The 24,436-nt window shown below is 64.7% G+C and carries 26 protein-coding genes and 2 pseudogenes; 15 read left to right on the forward strand and 13 right to left on the reverse strand.

Going from position 1 to position 24,436, the window contains the following annotated elements; genetic code table 11:
* Positions 1 to 290: 290 nt before the first annotated feature.
* Complete coding sequence (locus tag AAHM38_RS04200; RefSeq protein WP_116575251.1) at positions 291 to 1,103, reverse strand: alpha/beta fold hydrolase; 813 nt, start codon at positions 1,101 to 1,103, stop codon at positions 291 to 293.
* A 7-nt stretch (positions 1,104 to 1,110) separates the two neighbouring features.
* Positions 1,111 to 2,211: a branched-chain amino acid aminotransferase gene (locus AAHM38_RS04205; protein ID WP_004627649.1), complete on the reverse strand. Its 1,101-nt coding sequence runs from the start codon at positions 2,209 to 2,211 to the stop codon at positions 1,111 to 1,113.
* A gap of 369 nt (positions 2,212 to 2,580) precedes the next feature.
* Here AAHM38_RS04205 and AAHM38_RS04210 point away from each other — a divergent pair, with 369 nt between their 5' ends.
* Positions 2,581 to 3,012 carry a hypothetical protein gene (locus tag AAHM38_RS04210; RefSeq protein ID WP_009240518.1) on the forward strand — a complete coding sequence of 144 codons (432 nt, stop codon included), beginning with the start codon at positions 2,581 to 2,583 and terminating at the stop codon, positions 3,010 to 3,012.
* A 141-nt stretch (positions 3,013 to 3,153) separates the two neighbouring features.
* On the opposite strand, the pseudogene AAHM38_RS04215 reads toward AAHM38_RS04210, so the two are convergent.
* Positions 3,154 to 3,363 (reverse strand): annotated as a pseudogene (locus tag AAHM38_RS04215) (MFS transporter); the annotation flags it as partial.
* Positions 3,364 to 3,379: 16 nt separating this feature from the next.
* Here AAHM38_RS04215 and AAHM38_RS04220 point away from each other — a divergent pair.
* Positions 3,380 to 3,643 carry a hypothetical protein gene (locus AAHM38_RS04220; protein WP_375139914.1) on the forward strand — a complete coding sequence of 88 codons (264 nt, stop codon included), beginning with the start codon at positions 3,380 to 3,382 and terminating at the stop codon, positions 3,641 to 3,643.
* Positions 3,644 to 3,720: 77 nt separating this feature from the next.
* Here the strand turns inward: AAHM38_RS04220 and AAHM38_RS04225 are convergent, their stop codons facing one another.
* The gene (locus tag AAHM38_RS04225; RefSeq protein WP_009240515.1) at positions 3,721 to 4,644 is read right to left on the reverse strand and encodes a recombination-associated protein RdgC; all 924 of its coding nucleotides are present in this window, start codon (positions 4,642 to 4,644) and stop codon (positions 3,721 to 3,723) included.
* Between the two features lie 174 nt (positions 4,645 to 4,818).
* Here AAHM38_RS04225 and AAHM38_RS04230 point away from each other — a divergent pair, with 174 nt between their 5' ends.
* The 3 genes from AAHM38_RS04230 to AAHM38_RS04240 are packed head-to-tail and all read left to right on the forward strand — an operon-like array spanning position 4,819 to position 6,535.
* Positions 4,819 to 5,481, forward strand: a complete 663-nt coding sequence (locus AAHM38_RS04230) for a dihydrofolate reductase family protein (protein ID WP_103519166.1) — start codon at positions 4,819 to 4,821, stop codon at positions 5,479 to 5,481.
* Between the two features lie 22 nt (positions 5,482 to 5,503).
* On the forward strand, positions 5,504 to 5,929 hold the full coding sequence (locus tag AAHM38_RS04235; RefSeq protein ID WP_039374195.1) for a lipocalin-like domain-containing protein: 426 nt from the start codon (positions 5,504 to 5,506) through the stop codon (positions 5,927 to 5,929).
* 36 nt (positions 5,930 to 5,965) lie between these two features.
* The gene (locus AAHM38_RS04240; RefSeq protein WP_103519167.1) at positions 5,966 to 6,535 is read left to right on the forward strand and encodes a YdeI/OmpD-associated family protein; all 570 of its coding nucleotides are present in this window, start codon (positions 5,966 to 5,968) and stop codon (positions 6,533 to 6,535) included.
* Positions 6,536 to 6,564: 29 nt separating this feature from the next.
* Here AAHM38_RS04240 and AAHM38_RS04245 read toward each other — a convergent pair whose 3' ends face one another.
* From AAHM38_RS04245 to AAHM38_RS04265, 5 genes are all read right to left on the reverse strand, one after another.
* Positions 6,565 to 6,954: a type II 3-dehydroquinate dehydratase gene (locus tag AAHM38_RS04245; RefSeq protein WP_257019772.1), complete on the reverse strand. Its 390-nt coding sequence runs from the start codon at positions 6,952 to 6,954 to the stop codon at positions 6,565 to 6,567.
* A 37-nt stretch (positions 6,955 to 6,991) separates the two neighbouring features.
* Positions 6,992 to 8,065, reverse strand: a complete 1,074-nt coding sequence (gene yjfF / locus AAHM38_RS04250; protein WP_116575253.1) for a galactofuranose ABC transporter, permease protein YjfF — start codon at positions 8,063 to 8,065, stop codon at positions 6,992 to 6,994.
* A complete protein-coding gene (locus AAHM38_RS04255; RefSeq protein WP_116575254.1) occupies positions 8,062 to 9,111 on the reverse strand; it encodes an ABC transporter permease in 1,050 nt (349 codons plus the stop codon). The genes yjfF and AAHM38_RS04255 overlap by 4 nt, the downstream gene beginning before the upstream one ends.
* Positions 9,108 to 10,685 carry a sugar ABC transporter ATP-binding protein gene (locus AAHM38_RS04260; protein WP_116575255.1) on the reverse strand — a complete coding sequence of 526 codons (1,578 nt, stop codon included), beginning with the start codon at positions 10,683 to 10,685 and terminating at the stop codon, positions 9,108 to 9,110. Before AAHM38_RS04260 ends, AAHM38_RS04255 begins: the two co-directional genes overlap by 4 nt.
* A 101-nt stretch (positions 10,686 to 10,786) precedes the next feature.
* A complete protein-coding gene (locus AAHM38_RS04265) occupies positions 10,787 to 11,773 on the reverse strand; it encodes an ABC transporter substrate-binding protein (RefSeq protein WP_116575256.1) in 987 nt (328 codons plus the stop codon).
* 395 nt (positions 11,774 to 12,168) lie between these two features.
* Between AAHM38_RS04265 and AAHM38_RS04270 the strand changes: the two genes are divergently transcribed.
* The 6 genes from AAHM38_RS04270 (at position 12,169) to AAHM38_RS04295 (ending at position 17,275) form a co-directional block, all read left to right on the forward strand.
* A complete protein-coding gene (locus AAHM38_RS04270) occupies positions 12,169 to 12,954 on the forward strand; it encodes a GntR family transcriptional regulator (RefSeq protein ID WP_116575257.1) in 786 nt (261 codons plus the stop codon).
* A complete protein-coding gene (locus AAHM38_RS04275; protein ID WP_116575258.1) occupies positions 12,951 to 14,675 on the forward strand; it encodes a fumarate reductase/succinate dehydrogenase flavoprotein subunit in 1,725 nt (574 codons plus the stop codon). The genes AAHM38_RS04270 and AAHM38_RS04275 overlap by 4 nt, the downstream gene beginning before the upstream one ends.
* A 2-nt stretch (positions 14,676 to 14,677) precedes the next feature.
* A complete protein-coding gene (locus AAHM38_RS04280; protein WP_004627681.1) occupies positions 14,678 to 14,944 on the forward strand; it encodes a 4Fe-4S dicluster domain-containing protein in 267 nt (88 codons plus the stop codon).
* Between the two features lie 7 nt (positions 14,945 to 14,951).
* Complete coding sequence (locus AAHM38_RS04285) at positions 14,952 to 15,911, forward strand: HEAT repeat domain-containing protein (RefSeq protein WP_116575259.1); 960 nt, start codon at positions 14,952 to 14,954, stop codon at positions 15,909 to 15,911.
* Positions 15,898 to 16,191: a DUF971 domain-containing protein gene (locus AAHM38_RS04290; RefSeq protein ID WP_116575260.1), complete on the forward strand. Its 294-nt coding sequence runs from the start codon at positions 15,898 to 15,900 to the stop codon at positions 16,189 to 16,191. Before AAHM38_RS04285 ends, AAHM38_RS04290 begins: the two co-directional genes overlap by 14 nt.
* Before the next feature lie 97 nt (positions 16,192 to 16,288).
* Positions 16,289 to 17,275, forward strand: coding sequence for a sulfonate ABC transporter substrate-binding protein (locus AAHM38_RS04295; protein ID WP_116575261.1), 987 nt, complete (start codon positions 16,289 to 16,291; stop codon positions 17,273 to 17,275).
* Positions 17,276 to 17,324: 49 nt separating this feature from the next.
* Here the strand turns inward: AAHM38_RS04295 and AAHM38_RS04300 are convergent, their stop codons facing one another.
* Positions 17,325 to 17,888, reverse strand: a complete 564-nt coding sequence (locus AAHM38_RS04300) for a YbhB/YbcL family Raf kinase inhibitor-like protein (RefSeq protein WP_116575262.1) — start codon at positions 17,886 to 17,888, stop codon at positions 17,325 to 17,327.
* Between the two features lie 179 nt (positions 17,889 to 18,067).
* On the opposite strand from AAHM38_RS04300, the gene AAHM38_RS04305 reads away from it, so the two are divergent.
* Both AAHM38_RS04305 and AAHM38_RS04310 read left to right on the forward strand, forming a co-directional pair.
* The gene (locus AAHM38_RS04305; protein ID WP_009240499.1) at positions 18,068 to 18,628 is read left to right on the forward strand and encodes a YggT family protein; all 561 of its coding nucleotides are present in this window, start codon (positions 18,068 to 18,070) and stop codon (positions 18,626 to 18,628) included.
* Between the two features lie 72 nt (positions 18,629 to 18,700).
* On the forward strand, positions 18,701 to 18,883 hold the full coding sequence (locus AAHM38_RS04310; RefSeq protein WP_116575263.1) for a glycine zipper 2TM domain-containing protein: 183 nt from the start codon (positions 18,701 to 18,703) through the stop codon (positions 18,881 to 18,883).
* 39 nt (positions 18,884 to 18,922) lie between these two features.
* Here AAHM38_RS04310 and AAHM38_RS04315 read toward each other — a convergent pair whose 3' ends face one another.
* Positions 18,923 to 19,918 carry a GlxA family transcriptional regulator gene (locus AAHM38_RS04315; protein WP_116575264.1) on the reverse strand — a complete coding sequence of 332 codons (996 nt, stop codon included), beginning with the start codon at positions 19,916 to 19,918 and terminating at the stop codon, positions 18,923 to 18,925.
* Positions 19,919 to 20,052: 134 nt separating this feature from the next.
* Between AAHM38_RS04315 and AAHM38_RS04320 the strand changes: the two genes are divergently transcribed.
* Positions 20,053 to 20,712 (forward strand): cysteine hydrolase family protein, encoded by a 660-nt coding sequence (locus AAHM38_RS04320; RefSeq protein ID WP_009240496.1) that lies wholly within the window; start codon positions 20,053 to 20,055, stop codon positions 20,710 to 20,712.
* Between the two features lie 4 nt (positions 20,713 to 20,716).
* Here AAHM38_RS04320 and AAHM38_RS04325 read toward each other — a convergent pair whose 3' ends face one another.
* The gene (locus tag AAHM38_RS04325; RefSeq protein WP_223293288.1) at positions 20,717 to 21,154 is read right to left on the reverse strand and encodes a hypothetical protein; all 438 of its coding nucleotides are present in this window, start codon (positions 21,152 to 21,154) and stop codon (positions 20,717 to 20,719) included.
* Positions 21,155 to 21,562: 408 nt separating this feature from the next.
* On the opposite strand from AAHM38_RS04325, the pseudogene AAHM38_RS04330 reads away from it, so the two are divergent.
* Positions 21,563 to 23,345, forward strand: a pseudogene (locus AAHM38_RS04330) (IlvD/Edd family dehydratase).
* Positions 23,346 to 23,366: 21 nt separating this feature from the next.
* Here the strand turns inward: AAHM38_RS04330 and AAHM38_RS04335 are convergent.
* Positions 23,367 to 24,383, reverse strand: a complete 1,017-nt coding sequence (locus AAHM38_RS04335; protein ID WP_009240493.1) for a LacI family DNA-binding transcriptional regulator — start codon at positions 24,381 to 24,383, stop codon at positions 23,367 to 23,369.
* Positions 24,384 to 24,436 lie beyond the last annotated feature (53 nt).

Below are 24,436 nucleotides of genomic sequence, written 5' to 3' on the forward strand. Positions count from 1 at the left end.
CTGTTTTGCCCCACTGGGTGGCTTGGCGTGTGTACGCACATGCGTGCGCCGCCGGGTCGTGCCCGACATCTGCGTTATAGGCGCAGCAGGAGGAGAGACCAACGCCGGAAACTAGGCGCGAAACTCCAAACAAACGGGCCGCCGGGCAGCCCTCTGAAGGCGGGAAAAAAGCAGGCGATTGAAACGAATGATTTAAAAACGGTCGTTCGATTTTGGTGCGACGCACCTGAACGGAGGCTCAAAACAACCGCTGATGCCGGGCACCTCGGGCACCCGGCGGACAACCCAGATCAAGCGGATGCGGTCAGGAAGGCGTTGACGGCGGCGAGCACAGCGGCTTCCTGCTCGCGATGCGGCACGTGCCCGCAGCGCTGCACCAGCTTGAGCGTAGCGGGCGCGCCAGCCAGCGTGACGATGCGCTCAGGCTGCGCGGTGGAGCCGTATTCGTCTTCGGTGCCGTGCAGCGCCAGTACCGGGCTGCGCACGGCAAGCAGCGCGTCGTCCAGGCACCAGTGCGCAAATGCCGGAGACAGCCACGTGTTCACCCACGCATCCAGCACCCATTGCGCCTTGCTGCCGTGGTACCGCTCGAGCCGGCCCATCTGGCCGGGCTCGGCAAACTGCGCCTGGGCGATCCGGATGCCTTGGCGCGTTTGCTCTTCCACAAACGCCTGCGCCGACTCGGTAATCAAGCCGGCGCAGCGGCCCGGATACGCCGCCGCAATCGACACCGCCATGCCGCCACCGACGCTGTGGCCGAAGACGAAGAAGCGGTCCACGCCAAGCTGGTCCGTCAGCGCGGCAAAGCCGCCGTACGCTTCCTGCTGAATGAAGCCCGGATCCAACTGGCCGGGATATGCGTCGGATTGGCCAAAGCCGAGCCGGTCATAGGCGATGACCGCATGTCCGGTCGACTGCGCCAGACGCTGCGGAAAATCACGCCACAGCGCGACGCAGCCGAGCGAATCGTGCAGCAGCACGATGGGCGGTTTGGCGGCATCGTTGACCGGGCCGCCCCATTGCCTGGCATGGAGACGGCCATCGGGCGTGGTGATCCAGGCTTCGGTGCCGTCGACGGACGGCGCGGCAAGCGATTCGGCCATGCCCGGTTCAGAACAGGCGGTCGAGCCAGCCATGCGGGTCCGGTGCGCGGCCGTTCTGCAGATCGACCAGCGCCGCCTTCAGCTTGGTCGTCAGCTCACCCGCCTTGCCATCGCCGATGGTGAAGTTGTGCTTGTGGCCCTTGACCTTGCCGATGGGCGTGACGACCGCTGCGGTGCCGCATGCAAAGGCTTCACGCAGGCGGCCGCTTTGGGCATCGGCCTGCCACTGGTCGATGGAGTACGGCTCTTCGCGCACGGTCAGGCCCATGCCGCGCGCCAGCGTGATCAACGAATCGCGCGTGATGCCCGGCAGGATCGTGCCAGTCAGCGGCGGCGTTTGCAGCGAACCGTCATCGAAGACGAAGAACACGTTCATACCGCCCAGCTCTTCGATCCACTTGCGCTCCACCGCGTCGAGGAAGACGACCTGGTCGCAGCCCTCGCGGGTGGCCTCCGCTTGAGCGACCAGGCTGGCGGCGTAGTTGCCGCCGCACTTGGCCTCGCCCGTACCGCCCGGTGCCGCGCGCGTGTAGTTGTCCGACACCCAGATGGTGACGCCCGACGATGCATCGCCCTTGAAGTACGCGCCCACCGGGCACGCGATCACGCAGAACAGGTATTCGGCCGAAGGCTTCACGCCCAGGACGACTTCGGTAGCGATCATGAACGGGCGCAGGTACAGCGCCGAGCCCTGGCCCGACGGAATCCAGTCGCGATCCAGTTTGACCAGCTCGCGCACGGCTTGCAGGAAGAGGTCTTCCGGCAGCGCGGGCATCGCCAGGCGCTTGGCGGAATTCTGGAACCGGCGCGCATTGGCTTCCGGGCGGAACAGCGCACCGCCGCCGTCCGGCAGGCGGTAGGCCTTCATGCCCTCGAAGATTTCCTGCGCGTAGTGCAGCACCAGCGTGGACGGATCGCATTGGATCGGGCCATGCGCGCCGATTTTGGCGTCGTGCCAGCCCTTGCCCTCGGTGTAGCGGATGGTGGCCATGTGATCCGTGAAGACGCGGCCGAAAGCGGGGTTTTCCAGCAGGCGCGCCCGCTCTTCCGCCGGAACAGGGTTCGGGCGCTTCTCGATCGAAATAGCCGATTCGACAACGTTGTTCATACCGTCTCCAAGAGTGCGAGGGGCGCAAAATGCCCAAACCGCTATTTTGCGCCAACGGCGATGCAATTTGGTGGCGTATTCACGCACATGCGGTATTGCAGGCGGCGGAAAAGCCATGCGCCCGGCAGGCGCCCTATGGCATGAGCCGCCGTGGCGCACCGGCTGAAACGCCGCCTTGCTGACATGGATTCCGCATGGAAATCACGGTAGGGCCATGCATTCGCACGCCCAGAAACTTGATGGCCCGGCGTCACCCCTGCGGGACATGGAGCCCTATGGTACGGTTGGCAGAATGAACGTCATGACTCGCCATCCCCTGCTGGTTGGTGCTCGGCGGCACAGCGGTGCCGCCTGGGAGCGTTGCGCACCATGAGTGATGCGAAACGCGATCCGCGCCGCCCGATCCACGCCGAGAAAGTTGCCGCCAGCCGGGCTTTGCGCCTGAGTGTGCCGGCAGAGGCGCGGCCAGCGCCGGTGAGCCGGAAAGACTGGCTCCGGCAACGGAAGGAACAACTGCAGGCCGCCCGCGTGGCAGCCAAACAGCGACGTGACCAACTGAAAGCAGAAATCCTCTCGGCCGCGCAGGAGATTGCGCGCGAAGAGCGGGTGGCCGCACGACTTGAAGCCGAACGCGTCAAGGCGGAAACCAGATCCGCCAGCGTGCATGCCAAGGAAGATGCACGTGCTGCGGCCAAGTTCGAGCGCAGCAAACCGGCTCGCTCGACATCAAAGCGCAAGACGCTCGGAACAGGAAAACGCAAACTGATTTCTTACGCCGATCTTTTGCGCATGCGCGGATAACCGGCCAGCGGTTTTGCGGAGATTCATGCACACATAAACCCGCATGACGGCTACACGTTCGAAGGTACCCGGGATGAAGCGCCGGCATCCTTGGCGTGCCTGTACAGCCTCGGCTTCCAGGTTCTTAGTACGCAACGGCGTGGGCTTCGCGTCGAGCTTGCGGAAAATCAACGCGAAAAACTCGGTCACCACGCCCATGGTGAAGAACGCCAGCCGATACGCCGGCGCAGCCACGCCAAGCTTGACCGAGAAAAGGCTGACAAGCCCCCCTCCGATCGATACGCCCAAGCCGATGGCGAGTATCTGCACCATCGAACACAAACTGTTGCCGCTGCCGGCATCCTGATGCGTCGAGGTCACGATGGGGATGACCAGCAAGCCGTACGAAGGCATCGAAGACGGCTCGCTCGACCTGATTGCCGGCAAGCGCCGCGAAGGCGGCCGACGTGGTGTCAGGCTGTTCCGAGGGCAGCTCGAATGGCTTGCCCGGCCCGGTACCGTGGTCGACGTAACTCAGCCGCTGCCGGCCATCGAGTTCATCACGTTGTCGGCACGGTGCTTGAGCAAGCCTGCGGAAACGCTCTTGCAGCTCATCCGCAAGAGCGACCTGCGCGCCGGGCGGACCGACTGAGCAACGTTCACGTTACGACAATACGGCCTCGTCAACCTGCACCGACTCCTGCGCAACTTCAAGGCGGCTGATGAAACTCAGGCCGCCTTGGCCTGTTGCACGGCATCCAGCTGATCGCCGCCGAGGCTGTCGACCAGGTCGCTCAGCATCCGCGCCAGTTCGCCGGTCATGAGCGCGACATCGGAGTCGAAGCGCTCGTCGTCGTTCTGGGCGGTGGGGTCTTCAGCCTCCTTGATCACGTCGAGCGGCGTCACACGCTTGATCAGGAGCGACGGCGTCAGCACGAACGAGACGCGATCGTCCCACGTCATGGCAAGACGCATGCACTGCTTGCCGGCTTCGATGTGCCGACGCATGTCTTCCGCTTCGAGCGCGTGGCCAACGTATCGCACCGTGGCGCCGCCCTCGCCCGTCGAGCGCAGCTCGGCGTCCTGGTCGACGGTGAAGCCGCCGGGCGCCTCGCCGGAGAGCAGCCACTCCGTCATCGCCGCAACAGGCGAATGCTTCACGTGCACGCTGGTGAGCGGCAATTGATCGATGGACTTGACGAGCAGGCCGCGCACGTCGTCGGCAACCGCCTGCGAAGCCGCATCGATCACGAGCCAGCCATTTGCCGTATCGATCCACACCCGCGTATCGCGGCGAATGCTGAAGGCGCGCGGCAGCAGTTCGTCGGTCACCTGCTCCTTGAGTTCGCGCAGTTGCTTTCGGCCGGGCTTGAAGCCCTGTTGCTCCTCCAGCTCAAGCGCCCGGGCCTTGGTCACCTGATTGATGACGGACGCGGGCAGCAGCTTCTTCTCGGCACGGAATACCAGCAGCATCTGCCCGTTGTTCGAATACACGAGCGCGCCGTCGTCACGCGGCGAGGCCCAGCCGAAGGTCTGCTTTTCTACGCTGTTGCCCGGTTGAAACGCGTGGGGTGTCAGCCACTTTTCAAGCTGGTCAGGGGTCACGGCCCAGGGTGCCGGCAGACGATGAAGCTGGAGGTTTTTGAACCACATGGGAGGTCGGGCAAAGTGAGCGATTCTAAATGATGGCGGGGCCCTCCCCCCAATGGCCGATGGCCAGCCCGACGCGCGCCGCACGTTCGGCTGGCCCCGGTACTAATATGCAGGTCCTGACGCCGGCATCCGTTGATGACCGATCGGGCGTCCGATTGGAGCTGGAGACAAACGATGACACGCGTTCGCGTTGCGGGCTTCACCCTCTCGCTTGACGGATACGGCGCAGGTCCGGATCAGGACATCAACAATCCGCTCGGCATTGGCGGGATGGAGCTGCACCAGTGGCTGGTCGCGACGCGCACGTTCCAGCGGACCCTGTTCGGCAAGGACGGCGGTACAACTGGCGTTGACGATGACTTTGCCGCCCGTAGCTTCCGGAACGTGGGGGCGTGGATTCTCGGGCGCAACATGTTCGGCCCCATTCGCGGGGATTGGCCCGACGACACATGGAAAGGCTGGTGGGGCGACAACCCGCCATATCACGTTCCCGTTTTCGTCTTGACCCACTACGCGCGTGCGCCCATCGAGATGGCGGGCGGCACGACCTTCCACTTCATCACAGGCGGCTTTCGAGAAGCGCTCGACCGTGCCCGCGAGGCCGCGGGCGGGAAGGATGTACGCATTGGCGGTGGGCCGGGCACCATCCGGCAGTACCTGCGTGAAGGCCTCATCGATGAGCTGCACATCGCGATCTCGCCGGTCTTGCTTGGCCGTGGGGAACCCCTGTTCGAGGGGATCGACTTGCGAGCGCTGGGCTACGCGTGCGTTGAATCCGTAGCATCAGAAAAGGCGACGCATGTTGTTTTGCGGCGCCCATCGCCTATGAACACTTAAACGAACGACGACAGGACGAACGATGACTGAGCGCGATACAAGGCTGCACGGTAGCTGGCGGCTGGTGTCTTTCGAGACCGAGCTTCAGGAGACTAAGGAGCGTACGCAGCCCTGGGGCGCTGACCCCAATGGGTCGCTGATCTTCGGCGCTGACGAGCGCATGATGGTGCTCCTCACCGCGAAAGTGCGGGAGCCGGGGAACACAGACGAGAAGCTGGCGGCGCTGTTCCGTACGATCGTGGCCTATACCGGGCGGTATCGGGTCGAGGACGATCGGTTCATCACGAAGGTCGACGCGTCCTGGAATGAAGCCTGGACCGGCACGGAGCAGGAACGGTTCTATACGCTGGATGGAGACAAGCTGGAAGTGCGCACGGCGTGGATGCCGAACCCATTGGTTTCCGAAAACGCAATGGGCAGGGGTGTTCTCGGTTTCAGGCGCGAGTAACGTCTCCGACAAATTCGATGGCAATGGTCCAGCGCAATGCACAATCCAAAACTTTCCTTCACCAATCAGGAAGCCTGGGAAGCCTGGCTGGAAACCCACGGAGAAGCTGTGGCTGGCGTCTGGCTTCGCATCGCAAAGCGGTCGGCCGAACAATCCACTGTGTCTTATGCAGAGGCCGTTGAGAGCGCCCTCTGCTATGGATGGATCGACGGGCAAAAGCAGGCGGAAAACGAGCACTACTGGCTGCAGCGGTTCACGCCCAGAACCGCCAAGAGCATCTGGTCGAAGATCAACACCGCCAAGGCTGAAGCCTTGATCACCGCCGGGAGAATGCGCCCTGCAGGGCTTCGCGCAATCGAGCTGGCCAAGCAAGACGGCCGCTGGGAGGCGGCCTATTCGTCTGCGGGTACGTCAACCGTGCCCGATGACCTGCAGCAGGCTTTGGATGCCAACCCGAAGGCCAGGCAATTCTTCGCCACCTTGAATGGCCAGAACCGGTACGCGATTCTGTTCAGGATCCAGAACGTGAAAAAGGCCGAGACGCGCGCCAAGAAGATTTCTCAGGTCATCGACATGCTGAACAAGGGCGAGAAGCTTCACCCATAGCATTGTCGAACCTGGAAAGCGCTATCGGTTCAGGAACGACTGCCGGCGCTCCTCGGATCGATTGGCGATACCGCCGCCCGCAGGGCCAGAAGGTAACTCTGGACGCCAAACCCGCAGATCTGCCCGCTGACGATGTCAGCAAATACCGAGTGATGTCGGAACGGCTCGCGTGCGTGGATGTTGGACATATGCAATTCCACCACCGGACACGTCAGGATCGCCAGCGCATCGCGGACGCCGTAGCTGTAGTGCGTCCACGCACCTGCGTTGATCAGCACGGCGTCCTGGCCTTCTTCAAACGCGCGGTGAATGCGCTCGCACATCGCCGCTTCGCTGTTCGTTTGGAAGGACTCCACCTGCACGCCAAGTTCGGCGCCCAACGCCTGCAATCCGATCGTTGCGCGAAACAACCTTTTCAAGGCCGGCATGCCTACGGGAAACCGCAACTGCGTGTGCCTAATTGAAAGGCGGTACGGCGTGCGACTGCATGAGGATGGCTGAGGCCGGAGAGTCCTTGGCCGTCTCGTTCGACGGCCGCGCCGGCCTGTGCGGGGTGGACGGCGGCAATGCCGCACCGCGTTGCGCGCGCCCCAGGAAACGCTGCATGAGGCAGAACACGCACAGCAACACGCCAATGGCAATGCGCGCCCACCAGGAGCTGAGCGTGCCGTCAAAGGTGATCAGCGACTGGATGACGCCGAGCAGGAGCACGCCCACCACACTACCGCTGATCAGCCCCACGCCGCCAGTGAGCAGCGTGCCGCCGACCACCGTGGCGGCAATGGCGTCCAGTTCCATGCCTTGCGCGTGCAGCCCGTAGCCGGACAGCATGTAGAACGTGACCAGCACCCCGCCCAGTGCCGAGCAAAACCCGCTGAGCACATAGACGAGGATGCGCGTGCGCGCCACCGGTAAGCCCATCAGCAGGGCAGACCGTTCATTGCCACCCAGTGCGTACACCGTGCGACCAAAGCGGCTGCAATGTGCAAGCCACGCTGCTGCCGCAAACACCACCAGCGCAATCACCACGCTGGGCGACACGTAGTTGCCGCCGCCCACCTGGATCTTGTACTGCGAGAGCGCGGTATAGATCGGGTCTGTAATGCTGATCGAATCGATGCTGATGAGGTAGCACAGCCCCCGCGCGAGGAACATGCCGCCCAGCGTGACGATGAACGGCTGGATGCGGAACACCTGGATCAGCACGCCCATCATCAGGCCGAACAGGCACCCCACAGCCAGCACCAGAGGCACCACCACGCCAATCGACCAGCCGTGGTGTTCGACCAGCGCGGCGGAGATCATGGTGGTCAGCGCCACCACCGCCCCAACCGACAGATCGATGCCGCCCGACAGAATGACGAACGTCATGCCGATGGCAACGACGATCAGGAACGCGTTGTCGATCAGCAGATTGAGAAACACCTGCACGCTGAAGAAGCCCGTGTAAGTCACCGAGCCGAAGCCGAACAACAGCGCAAACAAAAACAGCGTGACGTAGAACGGCAAGCGCCGTGGATTGATTCTCATGACTGCGCCCCTGCACGGCTGTGGCGTTGAAAGAGCATGCTGCGAAACGCAGGCGATTGCGCCAGGCAGACGGCAAACACCACCACGGCTTTCACCACGAGGTTGATTTCGGGCGGCACGCCCATCGAATAGATCGCGTAGGTAAGCGTCTGGATGATGAGCGCCCCGATCACGCTGCCCCACAGGCTGAACTTGCCGCCCGCCAACGAGGTGCCGCCCAGCGTGACGGCCAGGATGGCGTCAAGCTCCAGCAGCAGCCCGGCGTTGTTGCCGTCCGCGCTTTTGACGTTGGAGCAGATGATGAGCCCCGCAACACCGGCCATGGCACCGCAGAACGCGTAGATGCCAAACAGCAGCGCCTTGGTGTTCAGCCCCGCAAGCCGCGCGGCCACGGGGTTGATGCCGACGGCCTCGATGAACAGGCCCAGCGCCGAGCGGTGCATCAACAGCAACAGGAGGCCCAGCACAGCGGCCGCGATGTACAGCCCGAACGGCAGCCCGAACAGATAGCCGTTGCCCACGAAGAAGAACGGCTCGTAGTACACGGTGATGATCTGCCCGCCGGTAATGAGCTGCGCCACGCCGCGGCCGGCCACCATCAGGATCAGCGTGGCGATGATGGGCTGCATGCCCGCGCCCGCCACTAGCAGGCCGTTCCACATGCCACACACCAGCGCCGCGCCCACGGCCGCCAGCAGCGCCAGCAGCAGCGGCACCTTGGTCACGTAGACGGGCAGGCCGTTCTGCACCACCAGCGTGCCGCCGACAAGCGATGCCGCAATGGCACCGGAAATGGCGACTACCGCGCCCACCGAAATATCGATGCCGCCCACCGCAATCACCAGCGTCATGCCGAGCGACACGAGCATCAGCGGCGCTGCGCGGTTGAGGATGTCGATCAGGCTGCCGTACAGATGCCCATTACGAACGTCGAGGTGAAAGAAATGCGGGTTGAACCACGCGTTGAGCAGACACAGCAAAAGCAGCGTCACGCCGGGCCAGAACAATCGGTGGCCGGAGAGTGCGCGCAGATTGGCGGGTTTCATGCAGCGCCTCCGGTGGTGGTGGATTGGCTGGCGGGCACGTCGCCGCCGGCAATCACGTGGCACAGGTTGTCTTCCGTTACATCGGCGCCGGCCAGCTCGCCCACCTTCTTGCGATCGCGCAGGATCGCCAGCCGGTGGCTTACGCGCAGCACCTCCGGCAGCTCGCTGGAGATGAACAGGATCGCCATGCCCTTGCGGCACTGCGCGGTCACCAGGTCCATGATGTCGAGCTTGGCGGCGATGTCGATGCCGCGCGTCGGCTCATCCAGGATCAGCATGGCGGGGTCGGTCGCCAGCCAGCGCGCGAGCACGGCTTTCTGCTGGTTGCCGCCCGAGAGCTGGCCGATGGGCTTTTCAGCGTCGGGCGTCTTGATGCCGAGCTGGGCGATGTACTGGTCGGCAATCTCACGCTGGCGCTTTTTGGGCAGATAGCGGAACAGGCCGCGCTTGGCCTGCAGCGCGAGGATGATGTTCTCGCGAATCGACAGCTCGGCAATGATGCCTTCGGTCTTGCGGTCTTCCGGGCAGAAGCCGATGCCCTGGCGGATGGCATCACGCGGCGAGCTGAACTGGTGCGACTGGCCCTGCACGTTGATCGAGCCTGCGTCGTTGCGGTCTACGCCGAACAGCAGGCGCGCGGTCTCGGTGCGGCCCGAGCCGAGCAGGCCGCCCAGGCCCAGCACCTGCCCGGGGCGGACGTCCAGATCGAGCGGCTGCACCACGCCACGACGGCCCATGCCGCGTGCGCTCAGGAACGCTGGCGCCGTGTCGTCCACGGGCGGCACCTGGGTGCGCTCGAAACGGCTCGCGTCGATGTCGCGCCCGACCATCTTGTTGATCAGTTGCAGCTGCGGCAGATCGCGCGCGGCGTATTCTCCTTCCAGCCGGCCGTTGCGCAGCACGGTAATGCGGTCGGCAATCGCGTACGTCTGCTCCAGAAAATGCGTGACGAACAGCACGGCCATGCCGCGCGCCTTGAGCGTGCGGATGGCGGCAAACAGGCGCGCCACTTCATCGTCGTCCAGGCTGGAAGTGGGCTCGTCCAGGATCAGGATGCGGGCTTCGGTGGAAAGCGCGCGCGCAATCGCCACCATCTGCTGGATGGCCACCGGATACAGCGACAGCGGCAGCGTCACGTCGATGTGGATGTTCAGATCCGCCAGCAACGCCTGCGCCGCCCGGTTGGTGGCGCGCCAGTCGATGCTGCCCAGCCGCATGGGAAAGCGGCCGATGTGGATGTTCTCCGCTACGGTCAGGTTCGGGCAGAGATTGACCTCCTGATACACCGTGCTGATACCGAGCTTTTGCGCCTCCAGCGGCGAGCCCGGCGCGATGGGCTGACCGCCGAGCAGGATCTCGCCCGCATCCGGCGCTTCAACGCCGGTCAGGACCTTGATGAGCGTCGACTTGCCGGCACCGTTCTGCCCCATCAGGGCATGCACTTCTCCGGGAAACAAGCGGAAATCCACCCCGGCCAGCGCCTGCACGCCGGGAAAGTTCTTGCAGATGCCGCGCATGTGCAGCAGCGCGCCGCGTGCATCTGTCGCGGCGGGTTGATCAACGTGATCGGACATGGGTGTGGCCTGTTGAGGGTGCATACCGGCAAGGCGAGTCACCGTCACCCGCCCCGCCTGCATTCCCCGATTCAGCAAAGGGCTTGCGAATGCCCCCCCCCTCAGTACTTGCGGTTCGGGAACTCCTTGGCCGCCACGTCCATCGGGAAGATGCCTTCCTTGGTGACGATGCGCTTGGGCACAGTCTTGCCCGCCAGCACGGCGCGCGCGGTATCCATCAGTTGCGGCCCGAGCAGCGGGCTGCATTCCACCGTGACGTTCAGCTTGCCGGCCATCATGGCTTCAAAGGCGCCCTTCACGCCGTCGATCGAGATGATGACGATGTCCTTGCCCGGCTTGAGCCCCGCCTCTTCAATGGCCTGGATGGCACCAATCGCCATGTCGTCGTTGTGCGCGTACAGCACGTTGATCTTCTTGCCCTCGGCCTTCAGGAAGGCTTCCATCACTTCCTTGCCCTTGGCGCGGGTGAAGTCGCCGGTTTGCGAGCGGATGATCTTGTAGTGCGGGTCGGCCTTGATGATCTCTTCAAAGCCGCGCTTGCGGTCGATGGCGGGTGCGGAGCCGACCGTGCCTTGCAGCTCGACGATGTTCACGTCACCCTTGGGCTTGACGTTTTCAAGCAGCCAGCGGCCCGCCTTGCGGCCTTCCTCGACGAAGTCCGAGCCGATGAACGTGGTGTAGAGCGAGGTGTCTTTGCTGTCGATGCCGCGGTCGGTCAGGATGACCGGGATCTTGGCGGCCTTGGCTTCTTGCAGCACGGTGTCCCAGCCGGATTCCACCACCGGCGAGAACGCAATCACATCGACCTTCTGCGCGATGTACGAGCGGATCGCCTTGATCTGGTTTTCCTGCTTCTGCTGCGCGTCGGAAAACTTCAGGTTCACGCCCTGCGCCTTGGCCGTCGATTTGATGGACTCCGAATTGGCGGTGCGCCATTCGCTCTCGGCACCCACCTGGGCGAAACCCATGGTGAACGACTTGTCGGCCGCGTGAGCCGCTGTCGTCAAGCCCGTGGCCAGCAGCACCCCGGCCGTAGCCAGGAAGGTCAATACGGTCCGTCTGGCGCACGCAGCGCTCGTTTTTTGCATCGTTTGTCTCCGTTATGGTGGAACGCAGCCGGCGACTACCCCCGGGGCTGCGCACGTCGTCTTTGCAACGCGATACACGAGTCGAATCCGGCATGCGGCGCCCGTCTTCCCTTGCCGGTGATCCGTGGTGAGCCATGGTATGGACAGCCTGACATGACCGTCTAATGTTTTTTTGGGGGCTGACTGATATCGGTTTTGATATCAGACACAGCGTTTGCGCATCGTGCAGCGCACCAACATCGCGCAAGGCGATGCCAGCTGTGCAGACCGCTCAGCCAGAGCTGTGGCGGCGGCGTATGCCAAAAACCGAGCATGCATATCGAAAAAGCTTCGTTCCGCTGCATACGCCTGCTTTTTACACTGGGCGCACTTGTTATGACGAGTTGCGCCCATCCATGACCACCTCAAATTTGCACCGCCAACCTGCCCGGCCGCTCTATGAGCGCATCAAGGGCACGCTGCGCGAGGGCATTCTCAGCGGCCACTACGCGCCGGCCTCGCTGCTGCCGTCGGAAGCGGCGCTGGGCGAGCAGTTCAACGCCAGTCGCATCACCGTGCGTCAGGCACTGGCCGATCTGCAGAACGAAGGGCTGATCTTCCGCCGCCACGGCAAAGGCACGTTTGTGAGCCAGCCCAAGGCCTTTCAGAACGTGACGGCGCTGCAGGGCTTTGCCGAGGCGATGTCGGCACAAGGTCATGCCATCCGTAACCGCGTGCTGAAGCTGCGCACGCTGCCCGCGCCGACCGACGTGGCACAGGCGCTGCAACTGGCACCCGGCACGGCCGTCACGGAATTGCATCGCGTGCGGTTGCTCGATCAGGTGCCGGTTTCCCTTGAGGTGACGTGGCTGCCGGAGCCGCTGGGCAGCAGCGTCGCGCGGGCGGACCTCGTCACGCGCGATGTTTTCCTCGTGCTGGAGCAGGACGCAGGGGTGGCGCTCGGTCATGCGACGCTGGCCATCGATGCGGTGCTGGCCGACCACGCCACCGCGACCGCACTCGATACGGGCGCAGGCGCGGCACTGTTGCGCGTGGAGCGTCTGACGCACGACGCCCAGGGCACGCCCATCGATTTTGAACGCCTGTATTTTCGCGGCGACGCCTTCCAGTACCGGCTTCGGCTGGATCGTCAGGTGGCGGCGCATGCGCAATCCATCCTTCCTTTGCAAGGCACCGTATGAACACGTTGGAACTGGAGTACGACCTCGTCGTCGTGGGCGGCGGCACGGCCGGCCCGATGGCGGCCATCAAGGCAAAAGAACGCAACCCTGCGCTGCGTGTGCTGCTGATCGACAAGGCGCACGTGAAGCGCAGCGGCGCCATCTCGATGGGTATGGACGGGCTGAACAACGCGGTCATTCCGGGGCATGCCACGCCTGAGCAATACACGCGCGAAATCACCTTGGCCAACGATGGCATCGTCGATCAATCGGGCGTGTATGCCTATGCGCAGCACAGCTTTGCCACCATCGAGCAGCTTGACCGCTGGGGCGTGAAGTTCGAGAAGGACGAAACCGGCGACTATGCCGTCAAGAAGGTCCACCACATGGGCAGCTACGTGCTGCCGATGCCGGAGGGGCACGACATCAAGAAGGTGCTGTATCGCCAGCTCAAGCGTGCGCGGGTGGAGATCACGAACCGCATTGTCGTCACGCGCGTGCTGACGGATGCCGATGGCGCCGCTTGCGGCGTGCTCGGCTTCGATTGCCGCACGGCGGATTTCCTCGTGGTGCGCGCAAAGGCCGTGGTGCTGAGCTGCGGCGCTGCAGGGCGGCTTGGCTTGCCGGCCTCCGGCTACCTGATGGGCACATACGAAAACCCCACCAACGCGGGCGATGGCTATGCCATGGCGTATCACGCGGGCGCGGAGCTTTCCAACCTGGAATGCTTCCAAATCAACCCGCTCATCAAGGATTACAACGGCCCCGCCTGCGCGTATGTGACCGGCCCGCTGGGCGGCTACACCGCCAACGCGCGCGGCGAACGCTTCATCCAGTGCGACTACTGGAGCGGCCAGATGATGTGGGAGTTCTACCAGGAGCTGCAGGGCGGCAAAGGCCCGGTGTTTCTCAAGCTCGACCACCTGGCCGAAGAAACCATCCAGACCATCGAGACGATCCTGCACACCAACGAGCGCCCGAGCCGCGGCCGCTTCCACGCGGGGCGCGGCACCGATTACCGGACGCAGATGGTGGAGATGCACATCTCGGAAATCGGCTTCTGCAGCGGGCACAGCGCGTCTGGCGTGTATGTGAATGCACGCGCGGAAACCACCGTGCCGGGCCTTTACGCGGCGGGCGACATGGCGGCCGTGCCGCACAACTACATGCTCGGCGCGTTTACGTATGGCTGGTTTGCGGGGCAGAACGCGGCGGACTACATCGCGGGCCGGCAAGGCGTCGCCCGCGTCGACGACGCGCAGATCGAACGAGAACGCGCGCGCATCTTTGCGCCGCTGCAACGCGGCCACGGACTGGCCCCCGCCCAAGTGGAATACAAGCTGCGCCGCATGGTGAACGATTACCTGCAGCCGCCCAAGGTCACGCGCAAGATGGAAATCGGCCTGCGCCGCTTCGACGAGATTGCCGAAGACATCACGCACCTGCACGCGCGCAACCCGCACGAGCTGATGCGCGCGATGGAAGTCAGCTTCATCCGCGATTGCGCCGAGATGGCCGCGCGCGCTTCGCTCTTCCGCACCGAGAGCCGCTGGGGCCTGTATCACCATCGCGTGGACTACCCCGAACGCGACGACGCCAACTGGTTCTGCCACACGCGCTTGTACAAGGACGCACACGGCGCCATGGCCAGCCGCAAGCAGGCGGTTGAGCCGTACGTCATCCCTGTCGATGTGCTCGGCACCGATTCCTACGCGCAGATGCGCATTCCGAAGGCTGCATGACCATGCAACAGACGACCGTTCATTTCACCCACACGCCGCATGACATCACCTCGCGCAGCAGCGCGCCCGTCACCATCGACGAAGCCAAGTGCATTGCCGACAAGGGCTGCACCGTGTGCGTCGACGTCTGCCCGCTCGACCTGCTCGCCATCGACCTGACCAAAGGCAAGGCCTTCATGCAGTTCGACGAATGCTGGTACTGCATGCCCTGCGAGCAGGACTGCCCGACCGGCGCGGTGAAGGTCGACATCCCGTATCTGCTGCGCTGAGGCCGCGATGACGACAACACCCCTGGCGCGTCTGCACGACGCGGATGCCGCCACCCGCCGCGTTGCCCTGCTGCAGATCGCCGATGAAGAAGACGCCGATTCGCTGCCAAACGTGATTGCGCTGCTTGAGCAAGACCCTGCCCCCGAAGTTCGGCTGGAAGCTGCGCGCATCCTGGCAACGTGGGAACAGCCGGACACCGTGGCCGCGCTCGCCCGTGCGCTCGAAGACGCGGATGGCACCGTGCGCGATGCAGCCGCAATCGGCCTGGCGGATTTGAAGTCTCCCGAGTCTGCGCCGGCGCTGTTGCCTTACGTCGACCATGCCAACGCCTTTGTGCGCGCCGCCGCATTGCGTGGGCTGCGTGAGCTGCGCGTGCCCGAGAGCGAAGCACCCGCGCTGCGCGCCTTGCAAGACGCGGACGCCGCCGTGCGTCGCGAGGCCGTTGCGGTGCTTGGCTGGCGCAAGCATGTGGGCGCATTGCCTGCGCTGGCGGAACGCGCCCGTCATGACGCAGATGTCGACGTGCGCCGTGCCGCAGTCGGCGCCCTCGGCCTCGCCACCGATGCCGCTGTGCTGCCCGCGCTGCTCGATGCGCTGCAAGACACCGCCTGGCGCGTGCGTGAGGAAAGCGCAAGCACGCTCGGCAAACTGCGGGCGTTGGCTCCGGACTCGCATGTCACGCAAGCGTTGGTGGATGCGCTGGCCGATGCGTATTGGCAAGTTCGCCTGCAGGCCGCCCGGGCGCTCGGCCGGTGGCGCGCTGCGCATGCCGTCGATGCGCTCGCCGCGCTGCTCACGCACCCAATCAGCAACCTGCGCAAGGAAACCGCACTCGCACTGGGAGAGATCGGCGAAGCCTCTGCCCTGCCCGCCCTGCGCAGCGCAGAAACCGATGGCGACCCCGAAGTCGTCAAGGCCGTGCGGATCGCCTTGGCACAAATCGAGCGCGCCCGTGCATCCGCCTGAGCGTATCGAAAACGACGTCGCCCAAGGCCGGCTGCGGCTTCACTGGGCAGATGCCGTTGTCGCGCTTGACCACGCGGCATTGCGCGAGGCGTGCCGCTGTGCGGAGTGCCAGTTCAAGCGCCATCACGGCACGCCGATCAACGTGCCGGCCGCCGTGCGCGTCACCACCATCGCGCCTGCGGGTTACGGCGTGCAACTGGTTTTCAGTGATGGACATGCGCGCGGCATCTATCCTTGGGCGTATCTGGCGGAGCTTGCCGCCATAGCAGCGCCGGGCTGACGTTGGCGGCGTCTATCCACATGCAATCTTGTTCGTTCCTTCGTGCGTGCGCTGTCCGTAGCATCAGCTGCACAACACAGACGACGCAGGAGGAACCATGCAAAGCCATCCGCCCCACACCGCCCCATCTGGCCGCCGACGCTGGCTGGCCGCATTGCTTGGCGCCGGCATGGCGCTGTGCGCAGGCCTGACGCAGGCCGCCGACCCGACCACGGTGCGCATCGGCTTTCAAAAAGCGGGGCTGCTTGCCGTGCTCAAAGCGCAAGGCGCACTCGACAAACCGCTGGGCGACCTCGGCTACAAGGTCGAGTGGAAGGAATTCCCTGCCGGGCCGCAACTGCTCGAGGCGCTCAACACGGGCAGCATTGACTTTGGCTACACCGGCGCGCCGCCGGCCGTGTTTGCGCAGGCCGCAGGCGCGCGCCTTGTCTATGTGGGGGCCGAGCCGGGCGGCAAGACCAACGAGGCGCTGTTCGTGCTCGACAGCTCACCCGCGCACAGCGTGGCCGACCTGAAAGGCAAGCGCATCGCGCTGCAGAAGGGCTCCAGCTCCAACTACCTGCTGGTGCAGCTGCTCCGTCGCGCCAACCTCACGGTGCAGGACATTCAGCCGATCTACCTGCCACCGGCTGAAGCGCGCGCAGCCTTCGAGAGCGGCGCGGTCGATGCGTGGGTCGTGTGGGATCCGTATTACGCGCTGGCACAAAAGGCGTTGAAGACACGCACGCTGGGCGATTTCAGCGAGCTGCCGGTGTTCAACTTCTACGAAGCCACCCCGGGATTCGTGAACACGCATCCGCGCGCGGTCAACGCCATCCTGGCCCAGCTGCGCACGGCGGGGCTGTGGGTGAATCAGCATCCGCAGGAAACCGCCGCCCTGCTTGCGCCCAAGCTCGGCATCGAGCAGCCCGTTGTGGAGACCTGGTTGCGGCGCGTGCCCTACGGCGTCACGCCGGTCACGCCGCAGATCGTGGCCTCGCAGCAGCAGATTGCAGACCTGTTCCTGCAGCAGAAGCTGATTCCGAAACCGGTCAACGTGCAAAGCGCTGTCTGGCATGCGAATTTTCCGGTAGCGGGATTGTGAGCCGCCGCCGGCCGCGCGCAGCGCGGACCCGTGAACGGCCTCGCATCCGTCAAAAGTTGCCGAATCGGCCGATCCAGGCTGCGGCGCCTTTGCTATGCCCTTTGATGGCCGCATCCAGTTCAGCGCGGGTCAGCCCATTGGGCAGCGCATCCGGCGCCAGATCCGTGGCGATCAGCAAAAATACGTAGTGATGCATGCCGGTGCCCTTAGGCGGACACGGCCCGAGATACGCCGGCTTGCCGATGGAGTTCTGGCCCATGCGCAGCGCCGCGCCGGTGCCGGCCCCTTCCGGCAGGCTCGTCTGCGTGGCCGGGATACCGTAGGCCATCCAGTGGTTCACGCCCAGGCCGCCTGCGCCCTGCGGGTCAGAGGCGATCAGCACAAGGCTGTTGGTGCCCGCGGGCACGTTCGACCAGTGCAGCGGCGGCGAGACGTTGTCGCCCGTGCAATTGGCGTTGGCGGGGTTCTTGCCGGCGTACTTGCGGTCCATGACCCCGTTGTCGGCAAAGGCACTTGATTCGACGGTGAACGTGGTATCGGCCTGCGCATGCACTTGCGGCACAGCAGACAGGCACGCCAACGACAACAACGCGCGGAACAGGATTGGTTTCAAGGCAGGTCTCCTGGCAGGAAAGGCGGCGAACGGGCACCACAATACGCGAATGTGCTCCCCCTTGCGCAGGGGCATCACCGCACAGATCGTCGTCAGATTGCCGTGCGACAATACCGCGCCTCAGCGCGCCGTGTTTGCCGCGCGCTTCTGCCCGACCTGACCATAGGAGAACCGGACGCATGTTCGGCGATATCACGCGTTTTCTGCTCGACACGATCTTCTCGCTCTTCGGCGCGGCGCTGCTGCTGCGCGCCTGGACGCAAGCGGTGCGGCTGTCACCGCGCAATCCGCTGTCGCAGGCCATCTTCCAGCTGACCGGCTGGCTGGTGCACCCGCTGCGCCGGGTGATTCCCGCCACGGGCTATATCGACTGGTCGTCGCTGGTGGCCGCCTATGTCACGGCGCTTGTCTATCTGTTCCTGCTGGTGGCATCGGTGGGCGTGAGCCCGATGGCACTCGTGCCGATGGGCTTTGTGGCCGCGCTCTTCACCGTGCTGAAGTGGGCGTTCAACGTGCTGGTATGGGTGACCATTGCGTCAGCCGTCCTGTCGTGGATGGGGCCGGCGTCGCCCATGGGCGCGGTGCTCAACACGCTGGTCGACCCGCTGTTGCGCCCGATCCGCCGCGTGGTGCCCCCGCTGGGCGGGCGGCTCGATCTGTCTCCGCTGATCCTGCTGGTGATTGCGCAGGTGATCGTGATCGCGCTGTCGCATCTGTCACTCTCGCCATTGTTCATGTGAGCGCGGCACGCGCTTTGCTCGACTGAGAGACATGCTGGCCGCTGCATCTGGCCGGCCACTCAGGAGGACATCATGAATGCATGGAAAACAGCGCTGGTATGCGCGCTTGCCGTGTTGGCTCCCACCCTCACGGCGTGTACGGCAGGCGGTGCGGTGGCGGGCGGTGTGGCCGGCCACGAAATCACGCATAGCACAGCCGGGACGATCGGGGGTGCCGCAGCAGGCGCCGTCATCGGCCACGAGCTGAGCAAGTAAACAACACACCACAGCGGCTGACCAGCCGCTTTTTTCTTTTCAGGCTTGCGCAAACAAGGCGCGGTAAGCGCTGGGCGACGTGTGATATGTCCGGCTGAAATGCTGGCGCAGCGATACGGCGCTGCCGAATCCCGCCAGTTGCGCAATCGCTTCGACCGGCTGACGCGTGGTTTCCAGCATGCGTTGCGCATAGGCCAGACGCTGCCCGAGCAACCATTGGCTGACAGTGGTTCCTGTCAGTTCACGAAAGCGCCGCGTGAAATTGCGCCGGCTCATGGCCGCGCGTTCGGCCAGCGAGTCGAGTGAATGCGGCTCCGCCAAGTTGGCCACTGCCCAGTTCAGCAAATCTGACAGTCGATCACCGCCCGGCGCATCGTGCAGCGGTTGCTCGATGTATTGCGCCTGGCCGCCCTGCCTGTGCGGCGCAACCACCAGCCGCCGTGCAATGCGGTTGGCCACCTCCGCGCCATGCCAACGGCGCACGAGGTGCAGGCAGCAGTCCAACCCGGCGGCCGTGCCTGCGGATGTCACCAGACGGCCGCCGCCAGCGTCCAGATAGAGCACATCGGGCACAAGCTTCACACGCGGGTAGCGCTGCGAGAACGCATCGGCGGCGCTCCAATGCGTCGTCGCCTCATGGCCGTCGAGCACGCCTGCTTCGGCCAGCACAAACGCGCCCAGGCACAGGCCGACCACCGTTGCGCCGCGTTCGTAAGCATCCCGTACCGCATTCACCATGGCCGCCGGCGGGCGCTCCTGTGTATCCCGCCAGGACGGCACGATCAGTACGTCGGCGCGGGCGGCATCTTCGAGTGTGAGATCGGTCTGCACGGCAAACCCGGCCGTGGTGCGCAGACCGCCCTTCCTGGCGGGCTCCCCGGCACAGATCCGCAGATTGTAGGACGGCAGCCCGGCCCAGACGCGATCTTCAAACACAAGACACGGCACGGACAGGTGAAACGGGCTGATGTCGTTGAAGGCCAGAACGGCGATTTCCTGGGGATGCTGAGGTTGCAGGGGATGCTGAGGTTGCATACGGGCTCCGCGCTTTGGCCCGATTCTTTCGATAAACGTCTTTCGGGCCACTGTCGGGAAGGATAGTCATCGGCGAAGATGCTGTCCACGGGCCCATGCAAATGCCCGATCCAACCCACCTTGAGGAGTCAGCCATGACCACGAACAATGCCCCGAAACGCGCCCTGATCGTCATTGATGTGCAGAACGAATACTTCACGGGCGGCCTGCCGATCGAGTATCCGGACCCGCAGCAGACGGTCGCAAACATCGGTGCCGCCATGGATGCGGCACGCGAGGCGGGCATTCCGGTGATCGTCGTGCAGCAGACCTCGCCGGCCAGCTCGCCGCTGTTTGCCATCGACACCGACGGCTGGCAACTGCACCCCGTGGTGGCGTCGCGTCCGCATGACCACTATCTGCGCAAGCTGCTGCCCAGCGCCTATCCCGAGACGGACCTGGCGCAATGGTTGGCTGCTCGCGGCATCGATACGCTGACCGTGGTCGGCTACATGACGCACAACTGCGATGCGTCCACCATCAATCACGCCCTGCACAACGGCACGGCGGTGGAGTTTCTGCATGACGCGTCGGGCGCGGTGCCGTATCAAAACCAGGCCGGCTTTGCGAGTGCGGAAGAGATCCACCGCGTGTTCAGCGTGGTGCTGCAATCGCGCTTCGCGGCGGTGATGTCGACCCAGGAATGGGTGCACAGCGTGAAGACCGGCGCGGTGCCGGTGCGTGACAACATCTACAAGTCGAATCAGCGGGCGCGCGGGCTGCTCCAGGACGAGGTGGCGCAGCAGGCTGCCTGATCGGTCAGCCGGCCACGCTGTCTTCGGCCGGCAGAAACCCGCGGAAGGACACTTCTACCTGCTCCACCATCGACGCCGATGTGGCTTCGCGCAGGGCCGCCAGCAATGCATCGAACGCGCCCTCCACCGAGGCGCGGTCGGTGGCCTCGACAAGGCGCTGGCGGATCGGGTGCTCGGCCGAGCTGAATGTGCGCGCCGCAATATCCATGAGGTACATGCGCGCCGCCGCCAGCGAACGCTTGCGCGCCGGTGCGGCAGGTGCAGCGGGCTTGGGCGCCTCGGGTTGCGGCTCGGCCACCTGAACGAAGACGGGCTCGCTGGCAACATCGGTTGCGCGTTGGATGAAACCGGCCTGCACCAGATCGAATACGGCCTGCGCTTCCAGTCCGAGCTGGCCGGCACGCACGGCAAGGTCCTCGCCCGTGACTTGCCCATCCACCATGATGAGAAGCGCGCGGCTTGAGCGACTGAGCGCGCCGCCGCGCGTAGCGATTTCACGTCGCCCCGCGTCGGTTTTTTCGAATCGTGCAGATAACCCTAACCCCTGCATGGCAGCCCCCTATCCTCCCCCGAAGATCGGTCCAACATAGGGCGGGTTGTTTGCAGAATCGTGAAATCGCAACCCTCCCCCACCAGCCGGGGGGCGGCAAACGCTTGCGCTCTGGCAGGTGTCGGCAAATCCAAACACCCTCCCCCGAAGTGGGGCTGACAACACGCGCTATTGCCTGCGCCTTCTTCCGGCTCTACCATGCGTTGTTACCGGTACCAAAATTGCGTCACAGGCTTCCGGAAAGCGCCACGCCAATTCCCCGCAGAGGGAATCCCAGTTGCATATAACGACCGAGACACCATGCCCGCCCAACCTCCCCGCAGACTGCGCAGCCAGCTTTGGTTCGACGATCCGAGCCACGCAGACATGACCGCCCTCTACGTAGAACGCTTCATGAACTACGGCTTGACGCGTGAAGAGCTGCAGTCTGGCCGGCCGATCATCGGCATTGCGCAGACGGGTAATGATCTGGCCCCTTGCAACCGGCACCACCTTGAGCTGGCGCAGCGTGTGAAGGCCGGCATACGCGACGCGGGCGGCATCCCGATGGAGTTTCCGGTTCACCCGCTGGCCGAGCAGAGTCGCCGCCCGACCGCCGCGCTCGATCGCAATCTCGCCTATCTCGGCCTGGTCGAGATCCTGCACGGCTTCCCACTCGACGGCGTGGTACTGACAACGGGTTGCGACAAGACCACGCCCGCCTGCCTGATGGCCGCCGCCACGGTCGACCTGCCGGCAATCGTCCTGTCTGGCGGGCCGATGCTGGACGGCTGGCACGAGGGCAAACGGGTCGGCTCCGGCACCGTGATCTGGCATGCGCGCAACCGGCTGGCCGCAGGCGACATCGACTACGAAGGCTTCATGGAGCTGACCACCGCGTCGTCGCCGTCGATCGGCCACTGCAACACGATGGGCACCGCGCTTTCGATGAACAGCCTGGCCGAAGCGCTGGGCATGTCGCTGCCCGGGTGCGCCAGCATTCCGGCGGCGTATCGCGAGCGTGGGCAGATGGCCTATGCCACGGGCAAGCGCATCGTCGACCTCGTGCACGAAGACATCCGTCCCTCGACGATCATGACGCGCGCGGCGTTCGAAAACGCCATCATGGTGGCCTCGGCGCTTGGCGCGTCGACCAACTGCCCGCCGCACCTTATCGCCATCGCGCGCCACATGGGCGTGGAATTGAGCCTCGAAGACTGGCAGCGCCACGGAGAGTCGGTTCCACTGCTCGTGAACTGCATGCCGGCCGGGGAATACCTGGGGGAGAGCTTCCATCGCTCTGGCGGCGTGCCCGCCGTATTACGCCAGCTTGACGCGGGCGGGTTGCTGCGCCGCGATTGCCCCACCGTATCGGGCCGGACGATCGGTGCAATTGCCGATGCCGCGCCCGACGCCGACCGCGATGTCATCTTCCCTGTGGACGCGCCGCTCAAGCATCGCGCGGGCTTCATCGTGCTGTCGGGCAATTTCTTTGACAGCGCCATCATGAAGATGTCGGTGGTAGGCGAGGCATTCCGGCAGACCTACCTGAGCGAACCCGGCGCGGAAAACGTCTTCGAGACGCGCGATTGTCTTTGATGGCCCCGAGGACTATCACGCCCGCATCAACGATCCGGCGCTGGCGATTGACGAGCGCTGCATCCTCGTCATCCGCGGCTGCGGAACCGTCGGTTATCCGGGCAGCGCGGAGGTCGTCAACATGGCGCCGCCGGCGGCACTGGTCAAGCAGGGGATCGAATCGCTGCCGTGCATGGGCGATGGCCGGCAGAGCGGTACCTCGGCCAGCCCATCGATCTTGAACATGTCTCCGGAGGCTGCTGCCGGTGGCGGGCTTGCGCTGCTGCGCACGGGCGATCGCATCCGCGTGGACCTCAATGCACGCAGGGTCGATGTCTTGGTCGATGCGGAAGAGCTGGAACGCCGCCGTGAAAGCGCGACCTTCAGCGTGCCGCAGTCGCAAACGCCCTGGCAGGAAATCTATCGGCAGTTTGTCGGGCAGCTTTCGACGGGCGGATGCCTGGAGCCGGCAACGCTGTACCTGAACGTCATCGAGACGCGCGGCAATCCACGGCACTCGCATTGACGCTGCGCATGAAGCCGCCGGCTATGCGCTCTCGCGCTCGACAACGCTGAAGTCGATGCGTGAGAGCTTGCGCGTGCTCGTGGCCTCGCCAACGCCGAGCGCATCGAGCAAGACCTCGCCCGTGCGCAGGCCGATGCCATACGCGTCGACGGAAATCGTCGTGATGGTCGGATGGCAGCACCACGCGACCTCAAAATTGCCGAAGCCCGCAACAGCAATGTCACCGGGCACGGACAAGCCGCGCCGGTGGCATTCCATGATGGCGCCAAATGCGGACATGTCGCTCACGCACATCACGGCATCAGTGTCGGGCCAGGCATCGAGCAGCGCGGCCATCGCCGGGCCGCCGTGGCTCATGGTGATGGGCGATTCGCCCAGGCGGATCACACGCGGCTCGCCCAGGCCAAGCGCCTTGATCCCGCTCATGTACCCGCGCATGCGGTCGGTGCCGCGCCGGTCCAGTTCGCTTGCCCCGCACAGGAAACCAATGCGCCGGTAGCCCCGCTGATGCAGGTGATGCAGCATCGCGAGCGAGGCCTTGGCGTTCGAGAACCCGACCGCGCGATCGATCGGGCGTTCAGGCAGATCCCACATCTCGACGATGGGGATGCCGGCGCGCTCCAGCAACGCACGCGTGCCTGGACTGTGATGGCGCCCGGTCAAGGCAATGCCACGCGGCTGATGGCGCAGCAGCGACCGCACCAGCGCCTCCTCCTGATCGAGGTGGTAGTCGGTATCCCCCAGCAGCAGTTGCAGACCATGCGGCGCCAGCGCATCGCTCAGCCCGCGTACAGTATCGGCAAAGTTGGAACTGGCCAGCGAAGGCACCAGCGCGGCGACGAATTCCGATCGGCCGCTGGACAGCATCCCAGCCGCAGCCGTAGCAACGTAGCCGAGTGCATCGATAGCCTCTTGCACGCGCGCCCGGGTCTCGGGCGACACGCTGCCGCCTGCCAGCACCCGCGACACGGTCATCTTCGACACGCCGGCAACGCGCGCAACATCGGCCATGCGAGGAGGAGTGGTGCCGGTGGTCATGAGATACGTCTACGCGCCGAGGGGAGAAAAGAGGAAAGAAAAAGAGGTGTGGC

This window comes from Ralstonia sp. OTU4908, from assembly GCF_038440115.1.
GTDB lineage: Bacteria > Pseudomonadota > Gammaproteobacteria > Burkholderiales > Burkholderiaceae > Ralstonia > Ralstonia pickettii.

Bases quoted from the DNA above. Each gene is read 5' to 3' on its own strand.
- AAHM38_RS04275 (WP_116575258.1), top strand. From the start codon at position 12,951: ATGAACACGTTGGAACTGGAGTACGACCTCGTCGTCGTGGGCGGCGGC.
- AAHM38_RS04205 (WP_004627649.1), bottom strand. From the start codon at position 2,211: ATGAACAACGTTGTCGAATCGGCTATTTCGATCGAGAAGCGCCCGAAC.
- AAHM38_RS04240 (WP_103519167.1), top strand. From the start codon at position 5,966: ATGCACAATCCAAAACTTTCCTTCACCAATCAGGAAGCCTGGGAAGCC.
- AAHM38_RS04320 (WP_009240496.1), top strand. From the start codon at position 20,053: ATGACCACGAACAATGCCCCGAAACGCGCCCTGATCGTCATTGATGTG.
- AAHM38_RS04225 (WP_009240515.1), bottom strand. From the start codon at position 4,644: ATGTGGTTCAAAAACCTCCAGCTTCATCGTCTGCCGGCACCCTGGGCC.
- AAHM38_RS04335 (WP_009240493.1), bottom strand. From the start codon at position 24,383: ATGACCACCGGCACCACTCCTCCTCGCATGGCCGATGTTGCGCGCGTT.
- yjfF (WP_116575253.1), bottom strand. From the start codon at position 8,065: ATGAGAATCAATCCACGGCGCTTGCCGTTCTACGTCACGCTGTTTTTG.
- AAHM38_RS04260 (WP_116575255.1), bottom strand. From the start codon at position 10,685: ATGTCCGATCACGTTGATCAACCCGCCGCGACAGATGCACGCGGCGCG.
- AAHM38_RS04315 (WP_116575264.1), bottom strand. From the start codon at position 19,918: ATGCAACCTCAGCATCCCCTGCAACCTCAGCATCCCCAGGAAATCGCC.
- AAHM38_RS04295 (WP_116575261.1), top strand. From the start codon at position 16,289: ATGCAAAGCCATCCGCCCCACACCGCCCCATCTGGCCGCCGACGCTGG.
- AAHM38_RS04310 (WP_116575263.1), top strand. From the start codon at position 18,701: ATGAATGCATGGAAAACAGCGCTGGTATGCGCGCTTGCCGTGTTGGCT.
- AAHM38_RS04235 (WP_039374195.1), top strand. From the start codon at position 5,504: ATGACTGAGCGCGATACAAGGCTGCACGGTAGCTGGCGGCTGGTGTCT.
- AAHM38_RS04210 (WP_009240518.1), top strand. From the start codon at position 2,581: ATGAGTGATGCGAAACGCGATCCGCGCCGCCCGATCCACGCCGAGAAA.
- AAHM38_RS04270 (WP_116575257.1), top strand. From the start codon at position 12,169: ATGACCACCTCAAATTTGCACCGCCAACCTGCCCGGCCGCTCTATGAG.
- AAHM38_RS04255 (WP_116575254.1), bottom strand. From the start codon at position 9,111: ATGAAACCCGCCAATCTGCGCGCACTCTCCGGCCACCGATTGTTCTGG.
- AAHM38_RS04280 (WP_004627681.1), top strand. From the start codon at position 14,678: ATGCAACAGACGACCGTTCATTTCACCCACACGCCGCATGACATCACC.
- AAHM38_RS04230 (WP_103519166.1), top strand. From the start codon at position 4,819: ATGACACGCGTTCGCGTTGCGGGCTTCACCCTCTCGCTTGACGGATAC.
- AAHM38_RS04220 (WP_375139914.1), top strand. From the start codon at position 3,380: ATGACCAGCAAGCCGTACGAAGGCATCGAAGACGGCTCGCTCGACCTG.
- AAHM38_RS04200 (WP_116575251.1), bottom strand. From the start codon at position 1,103: ATGGCCGAATCGCTTGCCGCGCCGTCCGTCGACGGCACCGAAGCCTGG.
- AAHM38_RS04265 (WP_116575256.1), bottom strand. From the start codon at position 11,773: ATGCAAAAAACGAGCGCTGCGTGCGCCAGACGGACCGTATTGACCTTC.
- AAHM38_RS04325 (WP_223293288.1), bottom strand. From the start codon at position 21,154: ATGGTGGATGGGCAAGTCACGGGCGAGGACCTTGCCGTGCGTGCCGGC.
- AAHM38_RS04285 (WP_116575259.1), top strand. From the start codon at position 14,952: ATGACGACAACACCCCTGGCGCGTCTGCACGACGCGGATGCCGCCACC.
- AAHM38_RS04305 (WP_009240499.1), top strand. From the start codon at position 18,068: ATGTTCGGCGATATCACGCGTTTTCTGCTCGACACGATCTTCTCGCTC.